Source organism: Pseudoxanthomonas mexicana (genome assembly GCF_046736355.1).
Taxonomy (GTDB): domain Bacteria; phylum Pseudomonadota; class Gammaproteobacteria; order Xanthomonadales; family Xanthomonadaceae; genus Pseudoxanthomonas_A; species Pseudoxanthomonas_A mexicana_B.
The window spans coordinates 3,526,759-3,551,939 of record NZ_CP157201.1 but is presented as its reverse complement, the minus strand read 5'-3'; the positions used below and the strand labels follow the sequence as shown (position 1 = coordinate 3,551,939).

At 70.3% G+C, this 25,181-nt stretch carries 30 protein-coding genes, 1 pseudogene and 1 riboswitch; of the genes and pseudogenes, 3 read left to right on the top strand and 28 right to left on the bottom strand.

Annotated elements, in window-relative coordinates; genetic code table 11:
* Positions 1-129 precede the first annotated feature (129 nt).
* From rpmG to AAG688_RS16300, 5 genes are all read right to left on the bottom strand, one after another.
* Positions 130-294, bottom strand: coding sequence for a 50S ribosomal protein L33 (rpmG, locus tag AAG688_RS16320; RefSeq protein ID WP_027070918.1), 165 nt, complete (start codon positions 292-294; stop codon positions 130-132).
* Positions 295-307: 13 nt separating this feature from the next.
* On the bottom strand, positions 308-544 hold the full coding sequence (gene rpmB / locus AAG688_RS16315; protein WP_411833241.1) for a 50S ribosomal protein L28: 237 nt from the start codon (positions 542-544) through the stop codon (positions 308-310).
* 339 nt (positions 545-883) lie between these two features.
* The gene (btuB, locus tag AAG688_RS16310) at positions 884-2,755 is read right to left on the bottom strand and encodes a TonB-dependent vitamin B12 receptor (protein ID WP_411833240.1); all 1,872 of its coding nucleotides are present in this window, start codon (positions 2,753-2,755) and stop codon (positions 884-886) included.
* A 109-nt stretch (positions 2,756-2,864) separates the two neighbouring features.
* Positions 2,865-3,095: riboswitch (cobalamin riboswitch) on the bottom strand.
* A 126-nt stretch (positions 3,096-3,221) separates the two neighbouring features.
* Positions 3,222-3,593 carry a TfoX/Sxy family protein gene (locus AAG688_RS16305; RefSeq protein ID WP_411833239.1) on the bottom strand — a complete coding sequence of 124 codons (372 nt, stop codon included), beginning with the start codon at positions 3,591-3,593 and terminating at the stop codon, positions 3,222-3,224.
* Positions 3,590-4,075 (bottom strand): GAF domain-containing protein, encoded by a 486-nt coding sequence (locus AAG688_RS16300; RefSeq protein ID WP_411833238.1) that lies wholly within the window; start codon positions 4,073-4,075, stop codon positions 3,590-3,592. The genes AAG688_RS16305 and AAG688_RS16300 overlap by 4 nt, the downstream gene beginning before the upstream one ends.
* 126 nt (positions 4,076-4,201) lie before the next feature.
* Between AAG688_RS16300 and bioD the strand changes: the two genes are divergently transcribed.
* Positions 4,202-4,912: a dethiobiotin synthase gene (bioD, locus tag AAG688_RS16295; RefSeq protein ID WP_411833237.1), complete on the top strand. Its 711-nt coding sequence runs from the start codon at positions 4,202-4,204 to the stop codon at positions 4,910-4,912.
* A gap of 96 nt (positions 4,913-5,008) precedes the next feature.
* On the opposite strand, the gene AAG688_RS16290 is transcribed toward bioD, so the two are convergent.
* The 3 genes and pseudogenes from AAG688_RS16290 to AAG688_RS16280 form a co-directional block, all read right to left on the bottom strand.
* Positions 5,009-5,401: a phasin family protein gene (locus tag AAG688_RS16290; protein WP_411833236.1), complete on the bottom strand. Its 393-nt coding sequence runs from the start codon at positions 5,399-5,401 to the stop codon at positions 5,009-5,011.
* A gap of 153 nt (positions 5,402-5,554) precedes the next feature.
* Entirely contained in the window at positions 5,555-5,908 is a 354-nt protein-coding gene (queD, locus tag AAG688_RS16285) for a 6-carboxytetrahydropterin synthase QueD (RefSeq protein WP_411833235.1), read from the bottom strand.
* A gap of 4 nt (positions 5,909-5,912) precedes the next feature.
* Positions 5,913-7,353: pseudogene (locus tag AAG688_RS16280) on the bottom strand (DEAD/DEAH box helicase).
* Between the two features lie 395 nt (positions 7,354-7,748).
* Between AAG688_RS16280 and AAG688_RS16275 the strand changes: the two are divergent.
* Positions 7,749-8,504: a Crp/Fnr family transcriptional regulator gene (locus AAG688_RS16275; protein WP_411833234.1), complete on the top strand. Its 756-nt coding sequence runs from the start codon at positions 7,749-7,751 to the stop codon at positions 8,502-8,504.
* 253 nt (positions 8,505-8,757) lie between these two features.
* On the opposite strand, the gene AAG688_RS16270 is transcribed toward AAG688_RS16275, so the two are convergent.
* The 20 genes from AAG688_RS16270 to AAG688_RS16175 all read right to left on the bottom strand — a co-directional run bounded on the left by AAG688_RS16270 (position 8,758) and on the right by AAG688_RS16175 (position 24,646).
* On the bottom strand, positions 8,758-9,480 hold the full coding sequence (locus tag AAG688_RS16270) for a sulfite exporter TauE/SafE family protein (RefSeq protein WP_411833233.1): 723 nt from the start codon (positions 9,478-9,480) through the stop codon (positions 8,758-8,760).
* Positions 9,470-9,658, bottom strand: a complete 189-nt coding sequence (gene ccoS, locus AAG688_RS16265) for a cbb3-type cytochrome oxidase assembly protein CcoS (protein WP_411833232.1) — start codon at positions 9,656-9,658, stop codon at positions 9,470-9,472. The genes AAG688_RS16270 and ccoS overlap by 11 nt, the downstream gene beginning before the upstream one ends.
* On the bottom strand, positions 9,655-12,045 hold the full coding sequence (locus tag AAG688_RS16260) for a heavy metal translocating P-type ATPase (RefSeq protein ID WP_411833231.1): 2,391 nt from the start codon (positions 12,043-12,045) through the stop codon (positions 9,655-9,657). The genes ccoS and AAG688_RS16260 overlap by 4 nt, the downstream gene beginning before the upstream one ends.
* 9 nt (positions 12,046-12,054) lie before the next feature.
* A complete protein-coding gene (locus AAG688_RS16255) occupies positions 12,055-12,558 on the bottom strand; it encodes a FixH family protein (protein WP_411833230.1) in 504 nt (167 codons plus the stop codon).
* On the bottom strand, positions 12,555-14,105 hold the full coding sequence (locus tag AAG688_RS16250) for a 4Fe-4S dicluster domain-containing protein (RefSeq protein ID WP_411833229.1): 1,551 nt from the start codon (positions 14,103-14,105) through the stop codon (positions 12,555-12,557). The genes AAG688_RS16255 and AAG688_RS16250 overlap by 4 nt, the downstream gene beginning before the upstream one ends.
* 192 nt (positions 14,106-14,297) lie before the next feature.
* Complete coding sequence (locus tag AAG688_RS16245) at positions 14,298-14,597, bottom strand: hypothetical protein (RefSeq protein WP_411833228.1); 300 nt, start codon at positions 14,595-14,597, stop codon at positions 14,298-14,300.
* Positions 14,597-15,526 (bottom strand): cytochrome-c oxidase, cbb3-type subunit III, encoded by a 930-nt coding sequence (ccoP, locus tag AAG688_RS16240; protein WP_411833227.1) that lies wholly within the window; start codon positions 15,524-15,526, stop codon positions 14,597-14,599. The genes AAG688_RS16245 and ccoP overlap by 1 nt, the downstream gene beginning before the upstream one ends.
* On the bottom strand, positions 15,523-15,663 hold the full coding sequence (locus AAG688_RS16235) for a cbb3-type cytochrome oxidase subunit 3 (protein WP_411833226.1): 141 nt from the start codon (positions 15,661-15,663) through the stop codon (positions 15,523-15,525). The genes ccoP and AAG688_RS16235 overlap by 4 nt, the downstream gene beginning before the upstream one ends.
* Positions 15,664-15,665: 2 nt before the next feature.
* On the bottom strand, positions 15,666-16,283 hold the full coding sequence (ccoO, locus tag AAG688_RS16230) for a cytochrome-c oxidase, cbb3-type subunit II (RefSeq protein WP_411833225.1): 618 nt from the start codon (positions 16,281-16,283) through the stop codon (positions 15,666-15,668).
* Positions 16,284-16,293: 10 nt separating this feature from the next.
* Complete coding sequence (gene ccoN, locus AAG688_RS16225) at positions 16,294-17,730, bottom strand: cytochrome-c oxidase, cbb3-type subunit I (protein ID WP_411833224.1); 1,437 nt, start codon at positions 17,728-17,730, stop codon at positions 16,294-16,296.
* A 347-nt stretch (positions 17,731-18,077) separates the two neighbouring features.
* A complete protein-coding gene (gene azu, locus AAG688_RS16220; RefSeq protein WP_411833223.1) occupies positions 18,078-18,536 on the bottom strand; it encodes an azurin in 459 nt (152 codons plus the stop codon).
* A 28-nt stretch (positions 18,537-18,564) separates the two neighbouring features.
* Positions 18,565-19,152 carry an SCO family protein gene (locus AAG688_RS16215; RefSeq protein ID WP_411833222.1) on the bottom strand — a complete coding sequence of 196 codons (588 nt, stop codon included), beginning with the start codon at positions 19,150-19,152 and terminating at the stop codon, positions 18,565-18,567.
* A complete protein-coding gene (locus AAG688_RS16210; protein WP_411833221.1) occupies positions 19,149-19,895 on the bottom strand; it encodes a formylglycine-generating enzyme family protein in 747 nt (248 codons plus the stop codon). Before AAG688_RS16210 ends, AAG688_RS16215 begins: the two co-directional genes overlap by 4 nt.
* An 18-nt stretch (positions 19,896-19,913) precedes the next feature.
* Entirely contained in the window at positions 19,914-20,996 is a 1,083-nt protein-coding gene (nirK, locus tag AAG688_RS16205; protein ID WP_411833220.1) for a copper-containing nitrite reductase, read from the bottom strand.
* A gap of 13 nt (positions 20,997-21,009) precedes the next feature.
* The gene (locus AAG688_RS16200) at positions 21,010-21,294 is read right to left on the bottom strand and encodes a hypothetical protein (protein WP_411833219.1); all 285 of its coding nucleotides are present in this window, start codon (positions 21,292-21,294) and stop codon (positions 21,010-21,012) included.
* Between the two features lie 74 nt (positions 21,295-21,368).
* Entirely contained in the window at positions 21,369-22,607 is a 1,239-nt protein-coding gene (locus AAG688_RS16195; RefSeq protein ID WP_411833218.1) for a hypothetical protein, read from the bottom strand.
* Entirely contained in the window at positions 22,604-22,858 is a 255-nt protein-coding gene (locus AAG688_RS16190; RefSeq protein ID WP_411833217.1) for a DUF2249 domain-containing protein, read from the bottom strand. The genes AAG688_RS16195 and AAG688_RS16190 overlap by 4 nt, the downstream gene beginning before the upstream one ends.
* A complete protein-coding gene (locus AAG688_RS16185) occupies positions 22,849-23,001 on the bottom strand; it encodes a hypothetical protein (RefSeq protein ID WP_411833216.1) in 153 nt (50 codons plus the stop codon). The genes AAG688_RS16190 and AAG688_RS16185 overlap by 10 nt, the downstream gene beginning before the upstream one ends.
* Before the next feature lie 13 nt (positions 23,002-23,014).
* Positions 23,015-23,413 (bottom strand): SirB2 family protein, encoded by a 399-nt coding sequence (locus AAG688_RS16180; RefSeq protein WP_411833215.1) that lies wholly within the window; start codon positions 23,411-23,413, stop codon positions 23,015-23,017.
* A gap of 3 nt (positions 23,414-23,416) precedes the next feature.
* Positions 23,417-24,646, bottom strand: coding sequence for an NnrS family protein (locus AAG688_RS16175; RefSeq protein ID WP_411833214.1), 1,230 nt, complete (start codon positions 24,644-24,646; stop codon positions 23,417-23,419).
* 181 nt (positions 24,647-24,827) lie between these two features.
* Here AAG688_RS16175 and AAG688_RS16170 point away from each other — a divergent pair, with 181 nt between their 5' ends.
* Positions 24,828-25,079: a hypothetical protein gene (locus AAG688_RS16170; RefSeq protein WP_411833213.1), complete on the top strand. Its 252-nt coding sequence runs from the start codon at positions 24,828-24,830 to the stop codon at positions 25,077-25,079.
* Positions 25,080-25,181 lie beyond the last annotated feature (102 nt).

Here is a 25,181-nt window from a genome sequence, read left to right as displayed (position 1 = left end):
CACGGATGCGGGGAGCCGAAAAGCAACAACCCCGCCGGAGCGGGGTTGTCGGTGAGGCACTAGATCCCCGCCTGCGCGGGGATGACGCAACGGCAAAGGCATTCGCGCTTGCGCGAATGCGCCGTTGCGTCACTTGATCTTGCCTTCCTTGTAGATCACGTGCTTGCGCACGACCGGGTCGTATTTCTTGATTTCCATCTTGCCCGGGGTGTTCTTCTTGTTCTTGTCCGTCGTGTAGAAGTGGCCGGTGTTGGCCGAGGAGATCAGACGGATCTTGTCGCGCTTGGATGCCATGTTCGATTACTCCTCAGATCTTTTCGCCACGGGCGCGCAGGTCGGCGAGCACGGCGTCGATGCCGTTCTTGTCGATGGTGCGCAGCGCGTGCGCGGAGACTTTCAGCTTGACCCAGCGGTTCTCGCTGGCCACCCAGAAGCGGCGCTCGTGCAGGTTGGGCAGGAAGCGACGACGGGTCTTGTTGTTGGCGTGCGAGACGTTGTTGCCGGTCTGCACACGCTTGCCGGTGACTTGGCATACGCGGGACATACGCACCTCGATAGGTAATCTTGTCGCCCATAGCCTGGGAGACGGCGGCCCGGCGGCCTGGCGGGCAGGCGCCGCACGATGCGGAAGGGAACCGCCACGGTGCGGCCGGAATCGTGCTTCCGGCCACGGATCCGGCCAGGCCGGACGCAGCGAGCCGCGCATTATGCCGGGGTTTTCCTTGTGTCGCAAGCACTTACTGTGGGGCGGGGCTTGCTCCGCTGGCCGGGGCTGCCGGCATTACTACGGAGCCGAGCAAGCCCGGCTCCACACGCGGTGCACCATGGGACAAAAGAAGCCCGGCATGCGCCGGGCTTCGATTCGTTTCCGCGGGATGCGCGATTAGGGCCGCGGCTGGTAGCGCAGGCTCAGGCCGTATTCGCGGCCGGGCTGGTTGTACCAGGCGATGGTCTCGTACTGGCGGTCGAACACGTTGCCCACGCGCGCCTGCAGCGACCAGTCGCGGTGGAAGGCGTATTCGGCGCGCAGGTCCAGCGTGCCGTAGCCGGCCACGCGCAGCGTGTTGGCGGCGTTGTCATGGCGGCTGCCGGCGCCGTGGGCGGTGAGGCCGAGGCGGAAGTCGCCGAAGGCGCGATCGGCGTCGATGCGCGCGCTGTTGCGCACGCGACGCGGCAGCAGGTGGTCGTAGTTGGCGCCGGCCGAGCGGTTGCGCGGATCGGCGTGGCTGATCTGGGTGGACAGGTCCCAGCCGGCCAGGGTGGTGTCGAAGGTCAGTTCGGCGCCGCGGATGCGCGCTTCCTCGGCCTGCACCAGGTTGAAGCTGCTGTCGTAGCCGATCATGTCGTCGATGTCGGTCTGGTAGGCGTTGAGCGTCCAGCGACCGTGGCCGGCGTCGTAGATCAGCCCGGCGTTGAGGCTGCGCGATTCCTCCGGTCCCAGGTTCGGATTGCCGGAGAAGGGAAAGTACAGCTCGTTGAAGCTGGGCGCGCGGAAACCGGTGGCGTAGCTCAGGTTGAAGCGCAGCGCGTCGCCGAAGTCGTAGCCCCAGCCCAGGCTGCCGGTGCTGTGGTTGCCGAACTGCTCGTTGTCGTCGTTGCGCAGGCTGGCCTGGAAGCGGTGCGCGCCGACGCGGCCCTGGTATTCGGCGAACAGCGCCAGGTTCTCGCGGTCGGCCACCGTATAGGCGGTGGAGCTGTCCAGGCGATCGTCGATCCAGTCCACGCCGAAGGTCAGCAGGTGCCCCTCGGCGGCCAGCAGGTCGGCCTGCAGCGAAGCGTTGTCGCGGCGGGTGTTGAAGCGGCTCACATGGCTGCGCGGAGCGACGTGATCGGTGAAGTAGTTGTCCGACTTGTCGTAGGCGCGGCCGGCCTGCGCGGTGACGGTGACGCGATCGCCGGGCGTCCAGGTCAGCTTGCCGCCGGCGACCTGCTGGATGTTGTCGGCCTCGTTGCCGCCGAACACGCTGCCGTCGTACTCGTTGAAGGCGCTGGCGTGCAGCGCGCTGCCTTCCAGCTTGACGGTGTCGCCGAGGTTGACGCCGCCGCGCAGGCTGGCCGAGCGGTTGCGGTAGCCGTCGCGATCCGGCTCGTCGGCGAAGCAGCCCTGGAACAGCGTGCCCGAACCGCGGCAGGCATTGATGCCGTCGGTACGCTGGTAGCTCACGTCGGCACCGAACCAGCCGCGCTCGCCGCCGCCGCCGAGGCCGGCGCTGGCCTCGCGCAGGTTGTGGCTGCCGGCGCCCACGCGCAGGTGCGGGCGCAGCTTGCCGTCGTCGCGGCGGGTGAAGATCTGGATCACGCCGCCGATCGCCTCGGAGCCGTACAGGCTGGAGCGCGGGCCGCGGACGATCTCGATGCGATCGATCAGATCGACCGGCAGATCCTGGAACGCGGCCAGCGCCGCCGAGGTGGAGCCGATGCGCACGCCGTCCACCAGCACCAGCACGTGGTCGGACTCGGCGCCGCGCAGGTTGATCGTGGTCAGCTTGCCCATGCCGCCCTGGTTGACGACGTTGACGCCGGCGCGGCCCTTCAGCAGTTCGACCAGCGAACGCGCCTGGCTGCGCTCGATTTCCTCGCGCCCGATGACCTGCGCCGGCACCAGGCTGTCGCGCAGCGCGACCTCGGTGCGGGTGCCGGTCACCACGATCTCGTCGAGCTCGGTGGTGGACGAGGACTGCGCGGCGGCCGCGGCGGGTAGCGCGAGCAGGACGGCCAGGGACAGGGGCCGCAGGGCCGGGATGGATTCGTGCATGTCATTCAACTCCGTTGCGCGATGGGCGCGAAAAAACTGTGGAGTTGCCAGACGAAGGAAACAGCGGACAGCGCACGGCGGCGCGGCACGCCGCGACGCCCTCCGCATCGCAACCAGTGGACTCCCAGGCCGGTCTCCGGACTTGCGAGCGGACCTGTCGCAGGTCCCGTCCCGGCGCCTTCCCATGCGGATGCACAGTGGCCGATGCCGTGGCTTGGCTCGCTTACCGTTGCGGGGGCAGCGCCGGAATGCTGCCGCGCGGGGCGGGCAGGTCACCGGCTTCCCGTTTCAACCCGTGGGCAGGAAGCGCCGCCGGGTCACCTGAAAGCGCGGCGATTATACGGGAAGCGGCCGCGCGCGGCCCCGGGATGGCCGCTGGGCGAGCGGATGCCATCCACGGCGCGCGAACGTGGAAGACGGGAGGGAACGGAATCGCCGCCATCCGGGCCGGCCGGCGCGAGCGGCTTCAGTCCTGCGCTTCGTCCGGCGAGTCGAACGGATCCAGCGCCGGTGCGCCGTCTTCGTCGGACATGTGGGTGGTGGTGACCGGCGCGGCGGCGGGCCGGCCGCGCGGCGGCGGCAGCAGCGCGGCGGCGGCGTCGTAGGCCAGCACCAGCTCGCTGCGGCGTTGTTCGGGCAACTGCTGCCAGTGCGCGTCCAGCAGCGCGCCTTCCAGCGCGTAGAGCAGGTTGAGGCTGGGACGGAAGCCGGCCCGCTTGATGCGCATGAACGCCTCCACCGAGCCGACCGCGGCCAGGTCCTCGTGCGTGCGCAGGCCGACCTGGCGCAGCCACGCCGCCGACTTGGGACCGATGTTGCGCAGCTTGGCCGTGCTCATCGCAGCGCCTCGACGAACACCTGCGCGATCGCCTCCAGCCCGCGCTGGTCGTCGGCGTCGAAGCGGCCCACGCGCGGGCTGTCCAGGTCGAACACGCCGATCAGCGCGTCGTCCTTCACCAGCGGCACCACCAGTTCCGAGCGCGAGGCCGCGTCGCAGGCGATGTGGCCGGGGAAGGCCTCCACGTCCTCGACCCGCTGGGTCTGGCGGGTGCGCGCGGCCGCGCCGCACACGCCCTTGTCCAGCGGGATGCGCACGCAGGCCGGCAGGCCCTGGAACGGGCCGACCACCAGCTCGCGGCCATCGTGGAAATAGAAGCCGACCCAGTTCAGGTCCGGCAGCGCGTGGTAGACCAGCGCCGCCAGGTTGGCGGCGTTGGCGACGCGGTCGGGCTCGCCGGCGAGCAGCGCGCGCGCCTGCGCGGCGAGCTGCGCGTACTGTTCCGGCTTGCTGCCGGTCAGCGGGATGGAGGTGAAGGACATGCGGGCGATTCTATGCCGATCGGCGCGCCCGCGCCCGCTATGATGCCGCCCCGGCCCGAGCAGGAGGAATGCGCCGATGACGATCCCGCCCATCCAGCAGCGACCGCCGTCGGCGCGGGGGGGCGCGTGAGCGGCCTCTACGTCACCGGCACCGACACCGGCATCGGCAAGACCGTCGCCTCGGCCGCCCTGCTGCACGCGCTGCGCATGCGGAGCCTGCGCGCGGTCGGCATGAAGCCGCTCGCCAGCGGCTGCGAGGCCGGCGAGCAGGGCTGGCGCAACGAGGACGCGCTGGCGCTGCTGGCGGCCAGCGATCCGCGCCCGGCCTATGACGACCTCAACCCGTACGCGCTGCCCGCGCCGCTGGCCCCGGAGATCGCCGCGCGCGAGGCCGGCGTGGCCATCGACCCGGCGCGGCTGGACGCGGCCTTCGCGCGGCTGCGCGCGCAGGCCGATCACGTCGTCGTCGAGGGCGTCGGCGGCTGGGCCGCGCCATTGAGCGCCACGCTGGATCAGGCCGATCTGGCGCGGCGCTGGGAACTGCCGGTGGTGCTGGTGGTCGGCCTGCGGCTGGGCTGCATCAACCACGCGCGGCTGACCGCGCGCGCCATTGCCGCCGACGGCCTGCCGTTGCTGGGCTGGATCGCCAACGAGGTGGACCCGGCGATGGCGCGCCTTGAAGAAAACCTTGCCCTGCTGCAGGACCGCCTCCACGCGCCCTGCCTGGGCCGCATTCCCCATCGCCCGCAGGCGGAGGCGGCGCAACGCGGCGCATTGCTGCGCCTGCCCGCGGACTTCGCCCGTCCCGGCGCACCGGCGCCGTTGCTGCGGGCATAAAAAAACCCGGCAGCGCGGGCTGCCGGGTCGATTGCGCGGAGGGAGGGGGAGCCGCGCAGAGGGGGAGAGAGATCCCGTTGTTGCGGTGTTGCTTGATTACTTGGTCTTGACGCTCTTGGCGGCCTTGGCGACGTTGGCCTGGACGGTCTCGCTGGCCGATTCGATCTGGCTCTTGGCCAGCTGGCCGAAGGCCTCGCCGGCCTTCAGGGTCAGGCCGAACACTTCCTGGCTGGCGGCGACCAGGCGCTCGGTGTTGTCCTTGGCGACCTGCAGGCCCTTCGGCCACAGGGTCTTGTAGCCGTCGAGATCGCGGGTGCCGGCGACTTCGTCGAGGAAGGCGGTGGTGGCGTCGATGTTCTTCTCGAACACGCGCAGCTGCACGCCGAACACGCTTTCCGCGTTCTCGAGCGCCAGGCGGTTGGCGCGCGAGGCGGCCGCGGCGAACTGGTGGGTGAAGATGCTGAAGCTGTCGTTGAACTGGGCGGACATGGCGTACTCCTCAGGGGTTGCCTCTATGTTGCGACGCAGCATAGCCCGCGCCTTGTTGCATTGCAACATGCAGGGCGGAGTTCCCGACGAACGGTTGCCCGCCGTTCAAAAAAGGCCTGATCGCCCAGGCCGGCGGCGGCCCGGTGGTTGCGATCAACCGCGGTAGCGGCTGCCGGCGGTGCAGGTCTCGTGCACCACCACCTCGCTCAGCAGCGGCAGGGCAGGCTTGAGCTGCTGCCAGATCCACTGCGCCAGCCGCTCGCTGGTCGGATTCTCCAGGCCCTCGATGTCGTTGAGGTAGTGGTGATCCAGCCGCTCGTAGATCGGCTTGAACGCGGCCTTGATGTCGGCGAAATCCATCACCCAGCCGGCATGCGGATCCAGTTCGCCGGACACGTGCAGCTCGACGCGGAACGAATGGCCGTGCAGGCGCGCGCACTTGTGGCCTGCCGGCACGTTGGGCAGCCGGTGCGCCGCTTCCAGGGTGAAGATCTTGAAGATGTCCATGCCGTCATTGTCCGCCGCGCATGGCGCCGGCCGCAACGGAAAAGCGGAGCCTGGGCTCCGCTTTTCCGCCTGGCCGGACATTGCCGCCGGTTTCAGCTGCCGCGCCGCTGTCCGCCGCCCTGCCTGCGACCGCCGTCGTGGCGCTGCGCGCCGCCGTGCTTCTTCGGCCCGGCATGGGCGTGGCGCGTCGCCTCACCGTGCGGGCGGCGGGCATGCTTCTGCGGGGAGCCGCGGCGCGGGGCGCGCTCGCCGCCGGGCTGGTCGGCCTTGCCCGGCGCGCTGTTGCCCCAGCGGATCGGCACCTGCGGCTCGAAGCCGGGCACGTCGCGCAGTTCCACGTCGCGGCCCAGCATGCGCACGATGGCGCGCAGGTACTTGGCCTCGTCCTGCGCCACGATGGAGATCGCCTCGCCGGTCGAGCCGTTGCGGCCGGTGCGGCCGATGCGGTGCACGTAGTCCTCGGCCACCATCGGCAGGTCGTAGTTGATCACCCGCGGCAGCTGGTCGATGTCGATGCCGCGCGCGGCGATGTCGGTGGCCACCAGCACGTTGATGCGGCCGGCCTTGAAGTCGCCCAGCGCGCGCTGGCGCGCGCCCTGCGACTTGTTGCCGTGGATGGCGGCGGTGTTGATGCCGCTCTTGTCCAGGAACATCGCCAGCTTGTCGCTGCCGTGCTTGGTCTTGGCGAACACCAGCGTCTGCACCCGGCTGTCGGCCGCCAGCAGGTGCAGCAGCAGCTCGCGCTTGCGGCCGCCATCGACCGGATGCACGCGATGGGCGATGGTCTCGGCCACGGTGTTGCGCGGCGTCACCTGGATCTGCTTCGGCTCGCGCATGAACTCCAGCGCCAGCTCGCGGATCGGATCGGCGAAGGTGGCCGAGAACAGCATGGTCTGCCGGTTCTGCCTGGGCAGCTTGGCCAGGATGCGCTTGATCGACGGCAAAAAGCCCATGTCGAGCATGCGGTCGGCCTCGTCCAGCACCAGCACCTCGATGCCGGACAGGTCGATGCTGCGGCGCTCGAGGTGGTCGATCAGCCGGCCCGGGCAGGCGATCACCAAATCCACGCCGCGGCGCAGCGCGTCGAGCTGGTTGCCCATGCCGACGCCGCCGTAGATGGTAGTGCTGGGGATGCGCAGGTACTTGCCATAGCCGCGCAGGCTCTCGTGCACCTGCACGGCCAGCTCGCGGGTGGGGGTCAGCACCAGCGCGCGCGGCTTGCGCGTGCCGCGCTGCACTTCCTGCGGGGTGGTGGCCAGGTACTGGATCAGCGGCAGGCCGAAGGCGGCGGTCTTGCCGGTGCCGGTCTGCGCGCCGGCCAGCAGGTCGTGGCCTTCCAGCGCCAGCGGGATGGCCTGTTCCTGGATGGGGGTGGGCTGGGTGTAGCCCTGTTCGGCCAGCGCGCGCAGCAGGGCGGGCGCCAGCCCGAGGTTTTCAAACGTCATCTTGGCAAAGCTCCAAAGGCGGCCGGCCGGATACGCGCCAGGCCGCGCACGCGGGGGTGCGGCGGCGTACAGGCGCAGGATGCGGAGGGCCGTGACTCGAAGCGTTCCCGTGAAACCGCGCTGCGAGAAGGGGTGCGGACGCGCCTACAGCGGCGGATCCGGGCTTGCGCAACGAAAGAAGTCGGAGCGGAGGCGGGCGCGGGAAGTCGATGGACGTCCCGGCGCCGGCGGACCAGGGGGAAACGAACGGCCGCTGGCAAGCGGGGCGCACTGTAACCGATCCGGGCGGTCCGCGGCGAGCGCCGCCGCCCGCATGCGACCAAGGATTCAGCCAGATTTGAGGGTGGGCGGGAGTATGATGGCCGCTGGTTTTCCATGTTGACCGCGGACGAGCGATGACCCTGCGTGTGCTGCGCCATAACGGTGTCCCGATTGCCGGCATCCCGGCAGGCGCCGAATTCCTCGATGGCTGCGCCGGCTGCCAGGTCAGGCACCTGTCGGTGTGTTCGGCGCTGCCGCTGGAACAGGCGCGCGAGCTGGAGGCGATGGCCGGCGACGTCACTGTGCGGGCCGGCGAACTGCTGGTGCGCGAGGGCCAGCCGCGGCGCGGGGTGTTTTCGGTCACCACCGGCGCGCTGCGGCGCATCCGCCTGCTGCCGGACGGGCGCCGGCTGGTGGCCGGCTTCCTGATGCCGGGCGACTTCATCGGCTTCAGCACCGGCCCGCACTACCGCCATTCGATCGAGGCGATCGTCGACAGCAAGCTGTGCGCCTTCCCCAAGACCGACATGCGCGCGCTGTGCGAGCAGCACCCGGCGCTGGAGCGCGAACTGCTGGAGCGCGCCTGCCTGGAACTGGACGCCACCCGCGACAACCTGATGTCGCTGGCGCGGATGACGCCGCTGGAGCGGCTGGCCGCGTTCCTGCTGGACATGGCCGCGCGCCGGCGCCGCCACGGCGGCAGCGATACCGAGGTGATCCTGCCGATGACCCGATCGGACATCGCCGACTACCTGGGCCTGACCGTGGAAACCGTCAGCCGCAGCTTCACCCGGCTGCGCCAGGAAGGCGTGATCGACACCGCCGACCCGCACCACATCCTGCTGCACAAGCGCGATCGCCTGCAGGCGCTGGCCGAAGCGCGCGGCTGAGGCCGCGCGTCCGCGCCGCATTTCCCAGGTCCCGGGAGAAGGCCGTAGCGCCGGGCCTGCCCGGCGGAGGGTTGTCCGGGGGAGCGGAGCAAGCTCCGCTCTACAGCCATGCCGGATGGACAAACTCGTTACTGCAGGCCTGGAAGTCCGCTTCCTGTCTCCAAGACTTTGCCGAAGAGACTGTAGCGCCGAGCTTGCTCGGCGGGCACGTACCGGAGAGCGGAGCAAGCTCCGCTCTACAGCCGCAAATCTCTCAGGGCAGCGGTTTGCAGCCCAGCGCGGCCAGCGGGCCGTGCAGCGCCGGTACCTGCATCAGCCAGGGCGCGGCCAGGGTCAGCAGGCCGGCCAGCGCGATCAGCGCGGCGGCGGCGCGGCGCAGGGCGGGGCGTTGCAGCCAGCGGCCCAGCCGCGCGCCCGACCAGGTCAGCGGCACCATCACCGGCAGCGTGCCCAGGCCGAACGCGGCCATCGTCAGCGCGGCGTCGCGCGCGTTGGCCTGCAGCCAGGCGGTGGTCAGCAGCGACAGGCTCAGCCCGCACGGCAGCCAGCCCCACAGCGCGCCGGCGGCCAGCCGCCGCGGCAGGGTGTCGGCCGGCAGCACGCGCGCCTGCAGCGGGCGCAGCCATTGCCACAGCCGCGCGCCCGGGCGGGCGAGGAAGTCGAGCCGGCGGCGCGGCATCAACAGGCGCAGCGCGACCGCCACCAGCACCGCCCCGGCCGCCATCCGCAGCCCGACTAGCAGCCAGTCGCTGCGCAGCAGCGCCAGCAGCCCGCCGCCGAGTCCGCCGACCAGCGCGCCGGCCAGCACGTAGCCGCCGACCCGGCCCAGGTTGAGCTGCAATGCCGGTCCCAAGCCGCCGATCCCGCCGGCCGCGGAGAAGCCGGTGGCGATGCCGCCGCACATCGCCGCGCAGTGCACGCCGCCCAGCAGCCCCGCCAGCAGCGCGGCCAGCAGGACTGGAAGATCAATCGGCATCCGGCGGCCCGGGCTGCGGTGGTTGCGGTTGCGGCGGCGGGTCATCGTCAGCCAGCACGTCCAGCGCCGGCGCGTCGAGATCGTCGAACTGGCCCTTGCGCACCGCCCACACGAACGCCCACACCGCCGCGCCCAGCAGCACCAGGCTCAACGGGATCAGCAGCAGCAGGATGTTCATGCGCAGGCCTCCGGTTCCGGCACGCGGCGCGCCAGCCGCAGCGCGTTGAGGGTGACCGCCAGCGACGAGGCGGCCATGCCGAGGGCCGCCAGCCAGGGCGTCACCCAGCCGGCCGCGGCCAGCGGCAGCGCCAGCAGGTTGTAGCCGGCCGCCCAGGCCAGATTCTGCCGGATGATGGCGCGCGTGCGGCGTGACAGCGCCAGCGCCTGCGGGATGCGCGCCAGCGTCTCGCCGGTCATCACCAGATCGGCCGCGCGCTGCGCCAGCGGCGCGCCCTGGCCCATCGCCAGCGAAACGTCGGCGCCGGCCAGCACCGGCGCGTCGTTGAGGCCGTCGCCGACCATCGCCACCACCCGACCCTGCGCCTGCAACCCGCGCACGTAGGCCAGCTTGTCCTCCGGGCTCTGCCGCGCCTGCGCGCCGTCGATGCCCAGCTGCGCGGCCAGCCGCCGCACCGGCGTCTCGGCGTCGCCGCTGCACAGGTGCACCGACAGTCCCTGCGCGCGCAGTGCCGACAATGCCTCGGCGGCGTGCGGACGCAGTTGCTCGGCCAGTTCGAAGCGCGCCACCGCGCGCGCGCCATCGCCCAGCCACACGCCGTCGCCGTCGATGGGACCGCCGGCGTAGGCGCCGCGGCCCAGCCGCCAGCGCGTGCCGTCGACCATGCCCTTGATGCCCTGCCCGGACACGGTCTGCACGGCCTGCGCCGGCGCGTCGACGGCGATGCCGGCGAAGGCGGCGGCGATCGGATGGCGGCTGTCGTGCTCCAGCGCGGCGGCGATGCGCAGCGCGCGCTCGCGATCGAAGCCGTCGAAGGTCTCCACCTGCCGCAACTGCAAGCGTGCGCCGGTCAGCGTGCCGGTCTTGTCGAACACCACGTCGGTCGCGCGCGCCAGCGTGTCCAGCGCCTCGGCGCGGGTGGACAGCACGCCCAGCCGCGCCAGCGCGCCGTGCGCGGTCGCCAGCGCCGCCGGCACCGACAGCGACAGCGCGCACGGGCAGCTGATCACCAGCCAGGCCAGGGTGACTTCGAGCGCGCGCGAAGGATCGTGCCAGTGCCAGAACCCGTACACCGCCAGCGACGACAGCAGCAGCGCGGCGGCGAAGCGGCTGCCGATGCGATCGGCCATCCGCGCCAGCGCCGGGCGGTGCGCCTGCGCCTGCTCGACCAGCCGCGCCAGCTGCGCCAGCCGGGTCGCGCCGCCGGTGCCGGTGATGCGCATCCGCGCCGGCCGCTCGCGGCACAAGGTGCCGGCGTACAGCGGGTCGCCGGCCTGCTTGCGCACCGGATGCGACTCGCCGGTCAGCAGCGCCTCCTCCATGTCCGCGCAGTCGTCCAGCAGCACGCCGTCGGCCGGCACGCCGTCGCCGATGGCCACGCGCACGGTGTCGCCGACCGCCAGCGCCGACACCGGCACCGTCTCCACGCCGCCGTCGCGCTCGCGGGTGGCGAACGCCGGCCGCGCCCGCGCCAGCGCATCGACCTGCGCGGTGGCGATGCCGCGCGCGCGCTGCTCCAGCATGCGCGCGGCCAGCAGCAGGAACACGAACATCACCGCCGCGTCGTACCAGACGTGCGGCCCGCCGCGGATCGTCTCCAGCACGCTGGCGAAATAGGCCAGCAGGGTGGAGCCGGCGATCAGCGTGTCCATGCCGACGTGGCGCTGGCGCAGCTCGCGCCAGGCGCCGGACAGGAACGGCCAGCCGGCGTAGAACACCACCGGCGTGGACAGCAGGAAGGTCAGCCAGCGGAAGAAGTCGCGGGTGGCCGCCGGCATCGTGCTGTCGAAGTCCAGGTACAGCGCCTCGGCCATCATCATCGCCTGCATCGCGCCCAGCCCGGCGATGCCCAGCCGCAGCAGCCAGCGCTTGCGATCGGCCAGCCGCGCCTGCTCGTGCGCGCGGCCACCGGCCAGGTAGGGGCGGTAGCCGAGCGTGGCCAGCGTGCGCAGCGGATCCGACAGCGGCGCGCGGCGCGGATCCCAGGCGATGCGGATGCGGCCGGTGACCGCGTTGGCGGTGCTGTCGATGACGGCCGGCTCGCGCTCCAGCGCGCGATCGATCAGCCAGGCGCAGGCGGCACAGCGCATGCCGTCGGTGAGCACGACGATCTCGCGCCCGCCGGGGATCTCGCGGCCGTGCTCGGCCAGCACTTCCTCGCGATCCCAGATCGACAGGTCCAGCGGTTCCTCGCCCACGCGCGCGGCCGCGGCGCTGCGCAGCGCGTAGTAGCTGTCCAGCCGGGCGTCGGCGATCCAGGCGGCGGCGGCCGCACAGCCACTGCAGCAGTACGCGCGCCAGCCGTCGCCGGCCTGCGCGCGCACCGGCGTGGCCGGCAGGGGTCCACCGCAGTGGTAGCAGTCGCACTGGCCGCCGGAGGCGTCCATCGGTTGGACCTACGGCGCGCGCGCCAGCGCCGGCGCCAGCCGCGCGGCCTGCTGCTCGCGCGGCAGGCGGCCGAGCAGCCGCCAGCGGCCGTCGGCCGGGGCCAGCTGCAGGTTCCAGTCGTGGCCGGGATCGATCGCGGCCTCGGCGCGCCAGCCGCCCTCGGCCGGCAGCAGTTCCAGCCGCACGTCCTCGGCCGCGCGCACCGGGTGCAGCAGGGTCAGCTGCAGCGGCGCCTGCGCGGCGTATTCGCCGGTCACCGGGCGTACTTCCACATGCGCCCCGTCGATGCGCACGACGGCGCTGAGCCTGTCCAGGCGCGCGCGCTCGTCCGGCCCCAGGTCGGTGGTCTGGATCTGCGAGACGCGCTGCACGCGGTCGGTCACCACGTCGGCGCCGCCGGCGCGGATGGCGATGATCACCAGGCCCACGCCGGCCACGATCGACAGCAACGGCAGGCCGGCGACCAGCACGGCCATCGGCTCGCGCCAGAAGGAGGATTTAGGTTCGTTCATGGCAGGGGTCCGAAGAAGCTGCTCTCGACGGTCTTCTCGACCTGGCCGTCGTCGCGGACGACCTGGAAGCGCACCGGGTGGCGGCCGCCGAGCCGCTGCGGCGCGGCCAGCAGCACCGGCACCGAGAGTACCTGCTCGGCCTCTGCGCGCACCTGAACCGGCTCGCGCAGGGCGATGGACGGATCCTCGGACAGCAGCTCGACGCGGAAGCCGTGCGCCTGCTGCGCCTTGTTGACCAGCTTGACCGTGTAGCTGTTCTCGACCATGCCGTCGGCGGTCTCGCGGTACAGCGCGTTGCGGTCGCGCAGCACCTCCACGATCAGCTCGCTGCGGTGGATCACGCCCCAGCTCCAGGCCGAGACCAGCGCCAGCAGGATGAAGCCGTAGACGAAGATGCGCGGGCGCAGCACGCGGCTGGGCTTGCCGTCGATGGCGTTCTGGGTGGCGTAGCGGATCAGCCCGCGCGGATAGCCCACCTTGTCCATCACCTCGTCGCAGGCGTCGATGCAGGCGCCGCAGGCGATGCACTCGTACTGCAGGCCGTTGCGGATGTCGATGCCGGTCGGGCAGACCTGCACGCAGATGGTGCAGTCGATGCAGTCGCCGAGCTGCTCGGGGGCGAACTTCGGCAGCGGCGCGGCCTCCACGCCGGCGCCGGCGAAGGTGATGGTGCCGTGCGCCTGCGCGTGCTGGCTGGCCGCCGACGGGTGCTTGCTGGCGCGGAACACGTAGTCGTAGGCGGTCAGCGCGTCGAGCAGGCCGCGCGCGCGCGCCAGCACGCTGTCCAGGCCGCGCTTGCGCGGGCCGCGCGGTTCGCCGCGCATCGGATCATAGGCGATGATCAGCGTGTTGCGGTCGAACATCGCGCTCTGGAAGCGCGCGTACGGGCACATGTACTTGCACACCTGCTCGCGCAGGAAGCCGGCGTTGCCCCAGGTGGCCAGTGCGTAGAACAGCACCCAGAAGGTCTCCCAGCCGCCCCAGGCGAACGGCAGCAGGCGCGCGCCCAGGTCGGTGATCGGGGTGAAGAAGCCGACGAAGGTGAAGCCGGTCCACAGCGCGAACGCCAGCCACAGCGCGTGCTTGGCGCCCTTGCGCAGGATCTTCTCGGCGTTCCACGGGCCGGCGTCGAGCTTCATGCGCTTGCCGCGGTCGCCCTCGGTCCAGCGCTCCATCCACAGGAACACCTCGGTCCACACCGTCTGCGGGCAGGCATAGCCGCAGAACAGCCGCCCGGCCAGCGCGGTGAAGAAGAACAGCGCCATCGCCGCGATGATCAGCAGCAACGCCAGGAACAGGAAGTCCTGCGGCCAGAACACCAGCCCGAACACGTGGAACTTGCGCGCCGGCAGGTCGAACAGCACCGCCTGGCGGCCGTCCCAGCGCAGCCACGGGAACACGTAGAACATGCCCAGCAGCCAGATCACCGCCGCCACCCGCAGGCGGTTGAAGCGGCCGGCCACGTCGCGCGGATAGACCTTGCGCTCGCTGACGTAGAACGAGTTGCCCTGGGCGTCGACGACCTCGAGCGGGATGCGCTTGCTCATGGCCGACGCCCCGGCAACGCCGCGCACGGACGCGGCAGGGGAAGGAAGGCGGATGGATGGATGGCGGTCATGGCTCAGGCTTCGCCGGTCGTGCCGGCGTGGCGTGCGGATCAGGTTGTGCGTGGTCCAGTATCCGCATATCCGCAGCGCGCGATAGCGACAAATTGTCGCAGGGGGCGCCGGCGGGTGCGGTCATTTTTCCGGCGGCAGCGCCCGGTTGAAGCGGCTGGCCGGGCGCAGCAGGATCCAGGTGAACAGGCTGGAGGCGGAAGTGGCCAGCCAGAACATGAAAAAACCCACCGTGTAACCCAGTTCGCGGGTCATCGGCAGGTGCGGGAAGGTCATGTCGCGCAGCGTCAGCGGGTCGACGAAGGCGAAGAACACCATCGTCGCCACCCCGGCCGAGAAGAAGCTCGGCCAGAGGATCGCCCCGACCCGCTGGACCAGCGGGCGGGGCGGGTGATCGAAGCCGGGCTCGGTGAAATCGGCCATCAAGGACCGCCCTGCGCCTCGGGAGGGCGATTGGACAGCGACCAGACATAGGCCGCGGCCAGCCGCGCGCGGGTCTCGCCGAGCAGTTCGCGGTGCGCCGGCATCGAGCCGTGGCGGCCTTCGGCGATGGTCTTGCGCAGGCTTTCCTTGCTGTCGCCGTACATCCAGTAGTCGTCGGTCAGGTCCGGCGCGCCGAGCTCGGCGTTGCCCTTGCCGTCGATGCCGTGGCAGGCCACGCACACGCCTTCGTACAGCGGCTTGCCCTTGGCGGCGAGGAAGTTGTTGCGGATCGAATCCGGGTTGGACAGCGTGCGCACGTAGGCGATGGTGTAGTCCACCGCATCCGGGCCGCCCATGCCGGTCAGCACCGTGCCCCACTCGGGCATCACGCCCTCGCGGCCGTCCAGCACCGTCTCCAGGATCCGCTCGGGCGAACCGCCCCAGTGCCAGATGCCGTCGGTCAGGTTGGGATAGCCGATCGCGCCCTTGGCCGAGGAGCCGTGGCAGGTGGCGCAGGTGTTGTTGAAGATCGAACGGCCCAGCGCCACCGCCTTGTCGTCACCGGCCAGCCGGTCGATGGACTGGTTGGCGTAGGGGCGGAAGGTTTCCTCCAGCTTGGCGTCCTCGATCTGCTTGCGCGCGGCGTGCTCGTTCTGCGAGGACCACTTGCCATAGCCCTCGTAGCCGCCCAGGCCGCCGTACCAGGCGATGTAGGCGATGCTGAAGATGATGGTCAGGTAGAAGAGGTTGATCCACCAGCGCGGCAGCGGCTTGTTGTATTCGGTGATGTCGCCGTCCCAGACGTGGCTGGTTTCCTCCGGTGCCGGGTCGCCCGGGCGGCGGCGCGAGGTCCACCACAGCAGCCACACGCAGCCGACGATGTTCAGCGCCACCAGGGCGATGACGTACCACGACCATCCCGTACTCATTCGGACTTCTCCCCATCGCCGGCCAGCGGAAGGCGGGCGGCATCGTCGAATTCATGCTTGCGCTTCGGGCTCCACGCCCAGATCCAGCCGGCCACGAATAGCAGCAGCAGCACGGCGGTCACGATTCCGGAAACCATCTTCAGCCTCCCCTCGGGGCGTGCCTGCCCAGGCCCTGCAGGTAGGCCACCACCGCGTCGAGCTCGGTCTTGCCCTGCAGCTCGGCCGGGGCCTGCTCGATCTCGGCGTCGGTGTAGGGATCGCCCAGCTTCTGCAGCGCGCGCATGCGCCTGGCGGTGACCTTGCCGTCCACTTCGTTCTTCGCCAGCCACGGGAAGCCGGGCATGTTGGATTCCGGCACCACGTCGCGCGGGTTGATCAGGTGCACGCGCTGCCAGTCGTCGGAGTAGCGGCCGCCGACGCGGGCCAGGTCCGGGCCAGTGCGCTTGCTGCCCCACTGGAACGGCCGGTCGTAGACCGACTCGCCGGCCAGCGAGTAGTGGCCGTAGCGCTCGGTCTCGAAGCGCAGCGTGCGCACCATCTGCGAGTGGCAGTTGTAGCAGCCCTCGCGGACGTAGATGTCGCGGCCGGCCAGCTCAAGCGCAGGGTAGGGCTTGACCCCTTCCAGCGGCTCGATGGCCTCGGCCTGGTACATCAGCGGGACGATTTCGGCCAGGCCGCCGAAGGACACCGCCACCGCAATCAGCACGGCCATCAGGCCGACGTTCTTTTCGACTTTCTCGTGTGAATGGTTGCTCATCGCAAGTCCTTCAGGCGCGGGCTTGGGAAAGGTCGGGCGACAGCACCGGCTGTTCGCTGACGCGGCTGACCTGGTAGGTGCGCAGCACGTTCCACGCCATCAGGAACATGCCGGCGAGCACCAGCACCCCGCCGCCCAGGCGGATCAGGTAGTACGGGTAGGTCACGTTGAGCGCCTCGACGAAGCTGTAGGTCAGCGTGCCGTCGTCGTTGGTGGCGCGCCACATCAGGCCCTGCATGACGCCGGCGATCCACATCGAGGCGATGTAGAACACCACGCCCAGGGTGTGGATCCAGAAGTGCAGGTCGATGGCCTTGACCGAGAACATCTGCTCGCGGCCCAGCAGCTTCGGCAGCAGCGCGTAGATCGAGCCGATCGAGATCATCGCCACCCAGCCCAGCGCGCCGGCGTGCACGTGGCCCACCGTCCAGTCGGTGTAGTGCGACAGCGAGTTGACCGTCTTGATCGACATCATCGGGCCTTCGAAGGTGGCGATCATGTAGAACGAGATGGCCACGATCAGGAACTTGATGATCGGGTCGGTGCGCAGCTTGTGCCACACTCCGGAGAGCGTCATCACGCCGTTGATCGCGCCGCCCCACGAGGGCGCCAGCAGGATCAGCGAGAACACCATGCCCAGCGACTGCGCCCAGTCGGGCAGCGCGGTGTACTGCAGGTGGTGCGGGCCGGCCCACATGTACACGGCGATCAGCGCCCAGAAGTGCACGATCGACAGCCGGTAGGAGTAGATCGGGCGGCCGACCTGCTTGGGCACGTAGTAGTACATCATGCCGAGGAAGCCGGCGGTCAGGAAGAAGCCGACCGCGTTGTGGCCGTACCACCACTGCACCATCGCATCGACCGCGCCGCTGTAGACCGGGTAGGACTTGGCCAGGCCGACCGGGATGGAGATGTTGTTGACGATGTGCAGCAGCGCCACGGCGATGATGAAGGCGCCGTAGAACCAGTTGGCCACGTAGATGTGCTTGACCTTGCGCTTGGCGATGGTGCCGAAGAACAGCACCGCGTAGGACACCCACACCACCGCGATCAGGATGTCGATCGGCCACTCCAGCTCGGCGTATTCCTTGCCCTGGGTCAGCCCCAGCGGCAGGGTGATGGCGGCGGCGACGATGACCGCCTGCCAGCCCCAGAACACGAACGCGGCCAGCTTGTCGGAGAGCAGCCGCACATGGCAGGTGCGCTGGACCACGTGCAGGCTGGTGGCGAACAGCGCGCTGCCGCCGAAGGCGAAGATCACCGCATTGGTGTGCAGCGGGCGCAGCCGGCCGTAGCTGAGCCACGGCAGGTCGAAGTTGAGCGCCGGCCAGTACAGCTGGGCGGCGATGATCACGCCCACCAGCATCCCGACGATGCCCCAGACCACGGTCATCACGGCGAACTGCCTGACCACTTTGTCGTTGTAAGTCCCCTGGACGCCTTGCATTGCGACCGCTCCTCGGCTTGAACGCGGAAATGATGCGAATTTTCCACCGGTATCAGCATTGATTTCAATCAATGAGAAACCGATGGCGGACTTTGCAGCCCCCATTCGGGAATCATTCGCGTTTGCGTGCTGCCGATGCCGGGGCTTGCGCAAGCCTGCGTGGCAGGCCGGCTCCGCCCGGCATCCCGGAGCCATCGCGTGCCGTCCGGCAAGGCCCGCGCATCGCGCCGGTACCTTGACTTGCGGCACGTGCAGGAGCCGCCTTCACGGCGGCTCCTGGTCCCACGACGCCCGAAGGCGCTTTTTCGGGTCTCCCGGCGAAGCGGTCGCCTGCCGGGAAAGAGGGCTTACTTGACCACCACCAGCGCGCCCTTCATCAGGGTCGAGTGGCCGGGGAAGCTGCAGAAGAAGCTGTAGTCGCCGCCGGCGGTCAGCTTGTTGCCCGGGAAGGTGATCTGGGTCTTCTCGCCGCCGCCGATGAGCTTGGTGGCGGCGATCACGCGGGCGTCGCCCTTGGGCACGTAGTCGCTGGCCACGCCGGCCTTGACGCTGTCGCGCGCGAGCGCGGCCAGGTCCTTGGTCTGGGTGATGACCACGTTGTGGCCCATCGCGGCGGCCGGCAGCTTGCCGGTGTGGGCCAGTTCGATGGTGATCTTGGCGCAGGACGCCGAGACGGTGACGCTCTTCTGGTCGAACTTCATCGCATCGTCGCCCTTGAGCGAGATGGTGCAGTTGCCGGCGGCCTGGGCCATGCCGGCGGCGCCGAGCAGGCAGAGGCCGAGCAGGGAAGCGGTGACGGTTTTCATCGTGTGACTCCTGGTGTGGGTGAGTGGTTCAGGGAGAGGAAGCCGGGGTCGCCAGGGCTTGCCTGACCTGCCGGATGAAGATGGGGTCGGGAATGGCGTTTTCCACCTCCGTGCGCGCCAGCACGCGGCCCTGCGCGTCCAGCAGCACCAGCACGCTGGTGTGGTTGATGCTGCCGTCGTCCAGCGGGCGGTAGCGGATGTCCATCACCCCGGCCAGGGCGCGCACGTCGGCCGCGCGCGGGGTCAGGAAGGTCCAGCCCTCGGCGACGCCGTGCGCCTCCATCCGTTCGCGCATCGCCGCCGGCGTGTCGCGCACCGGATCCAGGCTGATCATCGCCATGTCCAGGCGCGCGGCCTCGGCGGCGCCGAGCTGCTTGCGCACGCCCTTGGCGTTTTCGATGATCAGCGGGCACATCAGGTGGCAATGGGTGTAGAACATCGACACCACGCGGGGACGGCCGGCGAGCTCGCCCCAGGCGCGTTCGCGTCCCTGCTGGTCGGTCACGCGGGCCTCCAGCTGGTAGACCGAATCGCCCGGCAGGGGCTGGGCGGCCTGCGCGTCCGCGGGAGCGAACAGCGGCAGGGCCAGCGACAGCAACAACGACATCAGTTTCATGGCAGGCTCCTGGCGCAACGGAAACCGAGGTTCCCGAGCGTGTTTGCAGGACGCATCGCCGACAGGATGGCGATGCGCTTGAGGACCGTGTAGTTGCCACGGTCGTTGAATTGCAGTGCTCCGGCGCCGCAGAACTGCAGCTTTTCGCCATCGGCGCCGCCGCGCTTTTCCGCGCCGTCCATCAGCGAGGAGAAATCCTCCACCCATTCCCAGGCCGTGCCGTGCAGGCCGGCAACGCCGTGGACGTTGGGGCGGGCGCCGGCGCCGGCGTCGACCGCGTGCGGGGTGCCATCCAGCAGCACGCGCTGGCGCCAGGCCGGGTCGCTGCGCGCATCGGCGCGCTCGGCGTCGGCGGCGGCCGCGTATTCCCATTCCAGCCAGGTCGGCAGCCGCGCGCCCTGCGCCTTGCAGTAGGCGTCGGCCGCGTACCAGCTGACCTGGGTCACCGGCGCATCGCCGTCCGCGCCGGGTTGCTCCGGCGCGGACCACGCCGACAGGTAGTTGCCGTCGGCGAACAGCGTCGGCACGCGATCGCGCCGCCACTGCGGGTGCTGTTGCAGGAACTGCTGGAACTGCGCGCGGGTGACCGCGCGGGTCATCATCGAGAAGGCGGGAACCTCGACGTTCCCGCCGTTCTCCTCGAAGCGGATGGCCGACCTGAAGCTGCCGCCCGACAGGTCCGCGTAGCCCGGGCCGGCGGCCACGGCGGGGACCGCCAACAACGCCAGCAGCAGGGACGCCATCCGCTTCATCGTCGCGCCTCAGTTGCCCTTGGCGGACGGTTGCGGCGTTTCCTTGCTCGACTGCTGGCCGGTGTAGATGGCGTGGTTCTCCTCGCCTTCGACCTTCAGGATGCCCAGCGAGCCCTTGTGGAAGGTGCGGAAGATGCTGTGGTCGACCAGGATGAAGTTGCCCGGCACGTCGGCCTTGAACTCGACGATGGCCGAACCGCCCGCGGGCACCAGCGTGGTCTGCACGTTCTCCTGGTACTTGGTGCCGCCCTCGATGTAGACCTTGTCGAAGATCTCGCCGATGACGTGGAAGCTGGACACCAGGTTGGGGCCGCCGTTGCCGACGAACATGCGGATCGTCTCGCCGGCCTTGGCGGTCAGCGCCTTGTCGCCGGTCATCGAGCCTTCCGCACCGTTGAACACCACGTAGGTCGGATGCTCGTCGATGGCCTTCTCCAGGCTGAAGGGCTGCAGGCCGGGTTCGCCGTACTTGCCCTCGGTGTAGAAGTCGCCCTGCATCACGTAGAACTCCTTGTCCACCTTGGGCAGGCCTTCCGGCGGCTCGACCAGGATCAGGCCGTACATGCCGTTGGCGATGTGCATGCCCACCGGCGGCATCGCGCAGTGGTAGACGTACAGGCCCGGGTTCAGCGCCTTGAAGGTGAACTGCGTCTCGTGGCCGGGCAGGGTGAAGGTGGCCTCGGCGCCGCCGCCGGTGCCGGTGACCGCGTGCAGGTCGATGTTGTGCGGCATGTGCGAGTCGTGGGCGTTCTTCAGGTGGAACTCGACGGTGTCGCCCTGGCGCACGCGGATGAAGCTGCCGGGCACGCTGCCGCCGAAGGTCCAGAAGTTGTAGGTCACGCCGTCGGAGATCGTCATGTCCTTCTCGATCACTTCCAGCTCGACGATGACCTTGGCCGGGTAGTTGCGGTTGACCGGAGGCGGCACGAACGGCGGCGCGGTCAGCACGGCCTTGATCGGTTCGCCCTGCGGCGCGCCCAGCTTGGCGTCGGCCTTGTGGCTGTCATGGGCGGCTACGGCCTGTCCGGCCGCAGCCAGGCCCAGGCCGCAGGCGATGGCACAAGCGAGCAGGCATTGCGTCACGCGTTTCATGTTTTCTTCCTCTTTATGACCTCTCTGGTCGATGGAGAAAATCTATTCCCGGCTTGCGTGCGGCGCCTTGATATCCGTCAAACGCAACGCGCGGAGAAGCAGGTTTTTCAGCTGTCGTATGGCATGCCGCATGCAGGCGGGAAGCTTCGTTCGCGTCGATGAAAAATACCGATTGATCGTAATCAATGCGCGCGTTCTGGAAATCCTGTCGCGTGCCGGCGGCGGCGAAGCAGTACGTGCAACGCGGACGGCGTGGCCGGCAATCGACGCCGGTGCCGGCACAGGGATTGCGCAGCACGCTGCAGGGATTTCGATGGCGAAAGTGGAAGGCGCGATCGCGCGCCGGGGTGAATCGCCGCCGCGATCAGCGCATCAATGCGTGGCGGCGAGGAACCCGATCGCGCGCCGCCGGCAGCGCAACAGCGCGCGCAGGGTGGACAGATAGGCGGCGATCAGCGCCAGCGCCGCCAGCGTGGCCAGGACCGGGAAAAGCGCTGCGGCAGTCAGCGCCAGCGCGGCGGTGGCATGCAGGTACAGCGACAGGCGCTTGTCGCGCTCGGGCAACAGGCGATCCACGCCGGGGATGCGGATGCCGCGCGGGCAGCGCATGCGCAAATCCAGCCAGGTGATGAAGCCGGTGATCTCCAGTTGCATGCCGGTCATCAGCAACGGGAATCCACCGCCGATGGCCAGTGCGCCGATCAGCACGGCGGTGTCCGCGCGCGCGCGCGCAAGTAGCAGCGCGCAGGCCGCGCCGAGCAGCAGCGTGCCCAGCGCCCAGAACGCCAGCAGCGAGGGATTGCGGCGATGGCGCGCGCGCGCCTGCAGCCACAGCGAGGCCAGCATGAACGCCAGCCCCGGCGCGGCCACGCCGGCGGCCAGCGGCAGGCCCGCTCCATGCCGCAACCCGATCGCGCCGCCGCACAGCCCGAGCAGCGCCAGCGCCATCCATCCGCGCAGCCAGGCCGGCGGCACCGGCCGCGTACCTTGGAACATCGGCAATGTGATGCTGCCCACCGACACCACCAGCATCAGCATCCAGCCCAGCGTGCCGGAGGCGGCATGCAGATCGACCAGGCTCACCGGCAGCGCCGCATGGCCGAGCAGCAGCGCCGCCAGGGCCGCGCCCAGCGCGACGGTGGCGACCAGCGCCGCCAGCGCCAGGCCGATGCCGATGCGCAGCAGGCGCAGGCCGGCGCCGCGCAGCAGCGCGATCAGCGCCAGGGCGGCGAAGGTGGACAGCGAACCGGCCAGCAGGCACGCAGCCGCGTATAGCAGCCCGGCATGCGCCAGCAGCATGCCCGGCACGAACAGCAGCAGGCCGAGGTTGAGCGCCGCGTGCACGCCGTAGGCCCAGCCGCCGCGCCGCAACGGGCTGCCGGCGGCCACCGGCAGGAACTGCAGCAGGCTGCCGAGCATCGCGTTGGCCATCACGCCCAAGGTGAACAGGTGCACCAGCACCAGCGTCGGCAGCGCCCAGCGCGACAGCAGCGCGTCCGACCCGTGCCACAGCAGCCACGCGCCGGCCGCCACGCCCCAGCAAGCGGCGCTGTAGAGATAACGCAGCGGCTGCGCCGAAGCCGGCGCGCGCGCCATGTCCAGCGCGGTCATGCGTTGGCGGGCGGGATCAGCCTTTCGGCCATGTCGGTGTGGCAGATCGAGACGCAGGCCTGGCCGAGCGGGAGGTCCTGCACGCGCCAGGCATAGCCCCACGCGTCGAGGATTTCCAGCAGCGGGCCGGGCCGGTGCGGCGTCAGCGCGACGATGCGCTGGTCGCGCGGCAGCCGCTGCACCTCGTCGAGGATGCGCTGCATCGGCTCGGGCGCCGGCAGGTCGCGCAGGTCCAGGCGGATCATGGCCATGCGCCTTCGTCGTCGCGCGGCTCCGGCGCGGCGTCCCCGTGGGCCGGCAGCGAGGTGTCCATGCCGGCCGCGTCCAGCACCTCGCACAGCAGGCCCTCGCAGGCGCAGTCGGATTCGGGCAGGCAGAAACCGTTGTTGCTCATCGCCGTGGCTCCGTCATCCCAGCAGGTAGAACACGCCCAGCGGATGGTGCGCGCGCGCGATGAAGTAGATCTGCGCGAACGCCAGCAGCGCGCCGAGGTAGCAGAACAGACGCGTGCGCCGTGGCCGGCTGCGCTGGAAGGCGAGGATGCCCAGCACGATGTAGGCCAGCACGAGCCCGATCTTCACCGTCAGCCAGCCGTTGGCGAACATCGCGCCGGGCAGGATCGTCAGCAGCATCATCGCCGCGGTCAGCAGCACGGTGTCGATCGTGTAGCTGAGGTAGCGCACCGGCGCGGCCAGCGGCCAGCGCATCGACGCCAGCACCGCCAGCCCGCGCAGCGCGAACAGCCCGCCGCTCAGCAGCGCGGTATGGATGTGGACCGACTTGATCTGCGGATAGAACTCGATCATCGCTCAGCCCCGCCTGCCGTCCGCGCGCGGGCTCAGGTAGATGCGGCCGATGCGCGCCACCCACGGCGCGAACGCCAGCAGCCAGCCGACCGCGGCCACGCACTGCCACAGCAGCGTGTCCGGCAGCAGCTCGGCCGCCACCCGCATCGCCGCGACGACCTGGATGGCGACGAAGGCGAACCACGCCACCTTCGGCATCACCAGCGGCAGGCCGGAATGGCCCTGGGTCACCCGCGTCACCATCGCCACCAGCAGGCTGCCGAAGAAGCCGATGAATAGCGCGTGCATCGGCGCGCGGCCGAACATGAAGTCGCCGCTGAGCAGGTAGCCCACGCTCTGCGTCACGTACAGCGCGAAGGTCACCGGCATCCACGCCAGGCCGATGAACAGCACCGCCAGCAGGCCGGGCATGCGCCCGCGCGGCCACCAGCGCCACAGCGCCAGCAGGCTCAGCAGCAGCAGCGGCACGTCGGCCAGCCACAGCCAGGCGTAGGCGTGCGCGAGCTCCAGCGCCAGGTGCGCCATCAGCAGCGCCCACGCCGCCGCCAGCCAGCCCAGCGGGCGCCAGGCGGTGTAGCCGGGCACCACGTTGGCGGCGAAGAACGGGAACATCCGGTGCGCCACCGTCAGGTACACCGGCAGCAGCAGGCCGAAGCCGCCGATCTTGATGCTGGCGAAGGCCAGCAGCGGACTGGCGCCGAGCACGAAGGCGATGAAGGCCAGCAGTCCCAGCCAGCCCAGCAGCAGCGCGGCGAAGCACGAGCGCGCATGCCAGGTGCGCCCCGGTTCGGCCTTCAGCAGCCGGCCCAGGATGATCAGCCCGGCGCTCCAGCCGGCCAGCGCCATGAACAGGCCGACGACGAAGGCCGCCTCCCAGCCCAGCGTCGACAGCAGGATCGCCAGCTGCCCGCCCATCAGCCCCGCGCCCACCGGCACGTAGTGCCAGCGGCTCAGCTCGGCCAGGCCCATCCAGCGCGGGAACACGGTGAGCAGGAAGCCGAAGATGAAGCTGGGGAACACCAGGTACTGCATGACGAAGGCATGCAGCCAGCCGGCGTACACCGCGGTCTGCGGCATCTGCCAGCCGCCGCGCTGGGCGGCCAGCCACGCCGCCCACCACAGCATCGCCAGCAGCAGGTTGCCGGCGCCGATGAAGAACATCAGCCGGTGCGGCGCCTGCGCCAGCTGGGCCGGCGACATGCGCGGGGACGAGGGAGGCGACACGATGTGCATGGGCGCAGTCTGCCGGCGCGGCGGGTGGGCTTCCTTGACATGGATCAGCCGCGGACGTCATCGCCAATGTGCAGGCGTGCTTGACGCCGGTCAAGGCGCGGCGGCGTGCCGGCGCCTAATTTCACACGCGATCGCCGGCGCGGGCCGCTGGCGCACTTTCCTCCTGCAGACGAGAACTCCCATGCCCGGCACCGGCGAACAAGCGGACTGGACCCAGCGCAGCCTGCTCATGACCGAGGCGTTGCGCGCGCTGGATCCGGAGGCGGAAGTACGCTTCGACGCCGCCAGCGGCAAGGTCAGCCTGCAGACCGTGCTGTCGACCTGGCAGGTGGTCGAGGTGCTGAAGGCGCTCGGCGAGCATGCCGAATTGATCGACGATGGCGACGACGAGGACTCCGACGGTGGCGGCTGCTGCGGCTGCTGCTCGCACTGATTGATCGTGGCGGCCGCCGCGGCCGCGCATCCTGGGCCACTCCGGCAAACGTCCTTTCCGCGCCGGCGACGGCGCGACGACCGCGCGTGCGTGCGGTCAGGA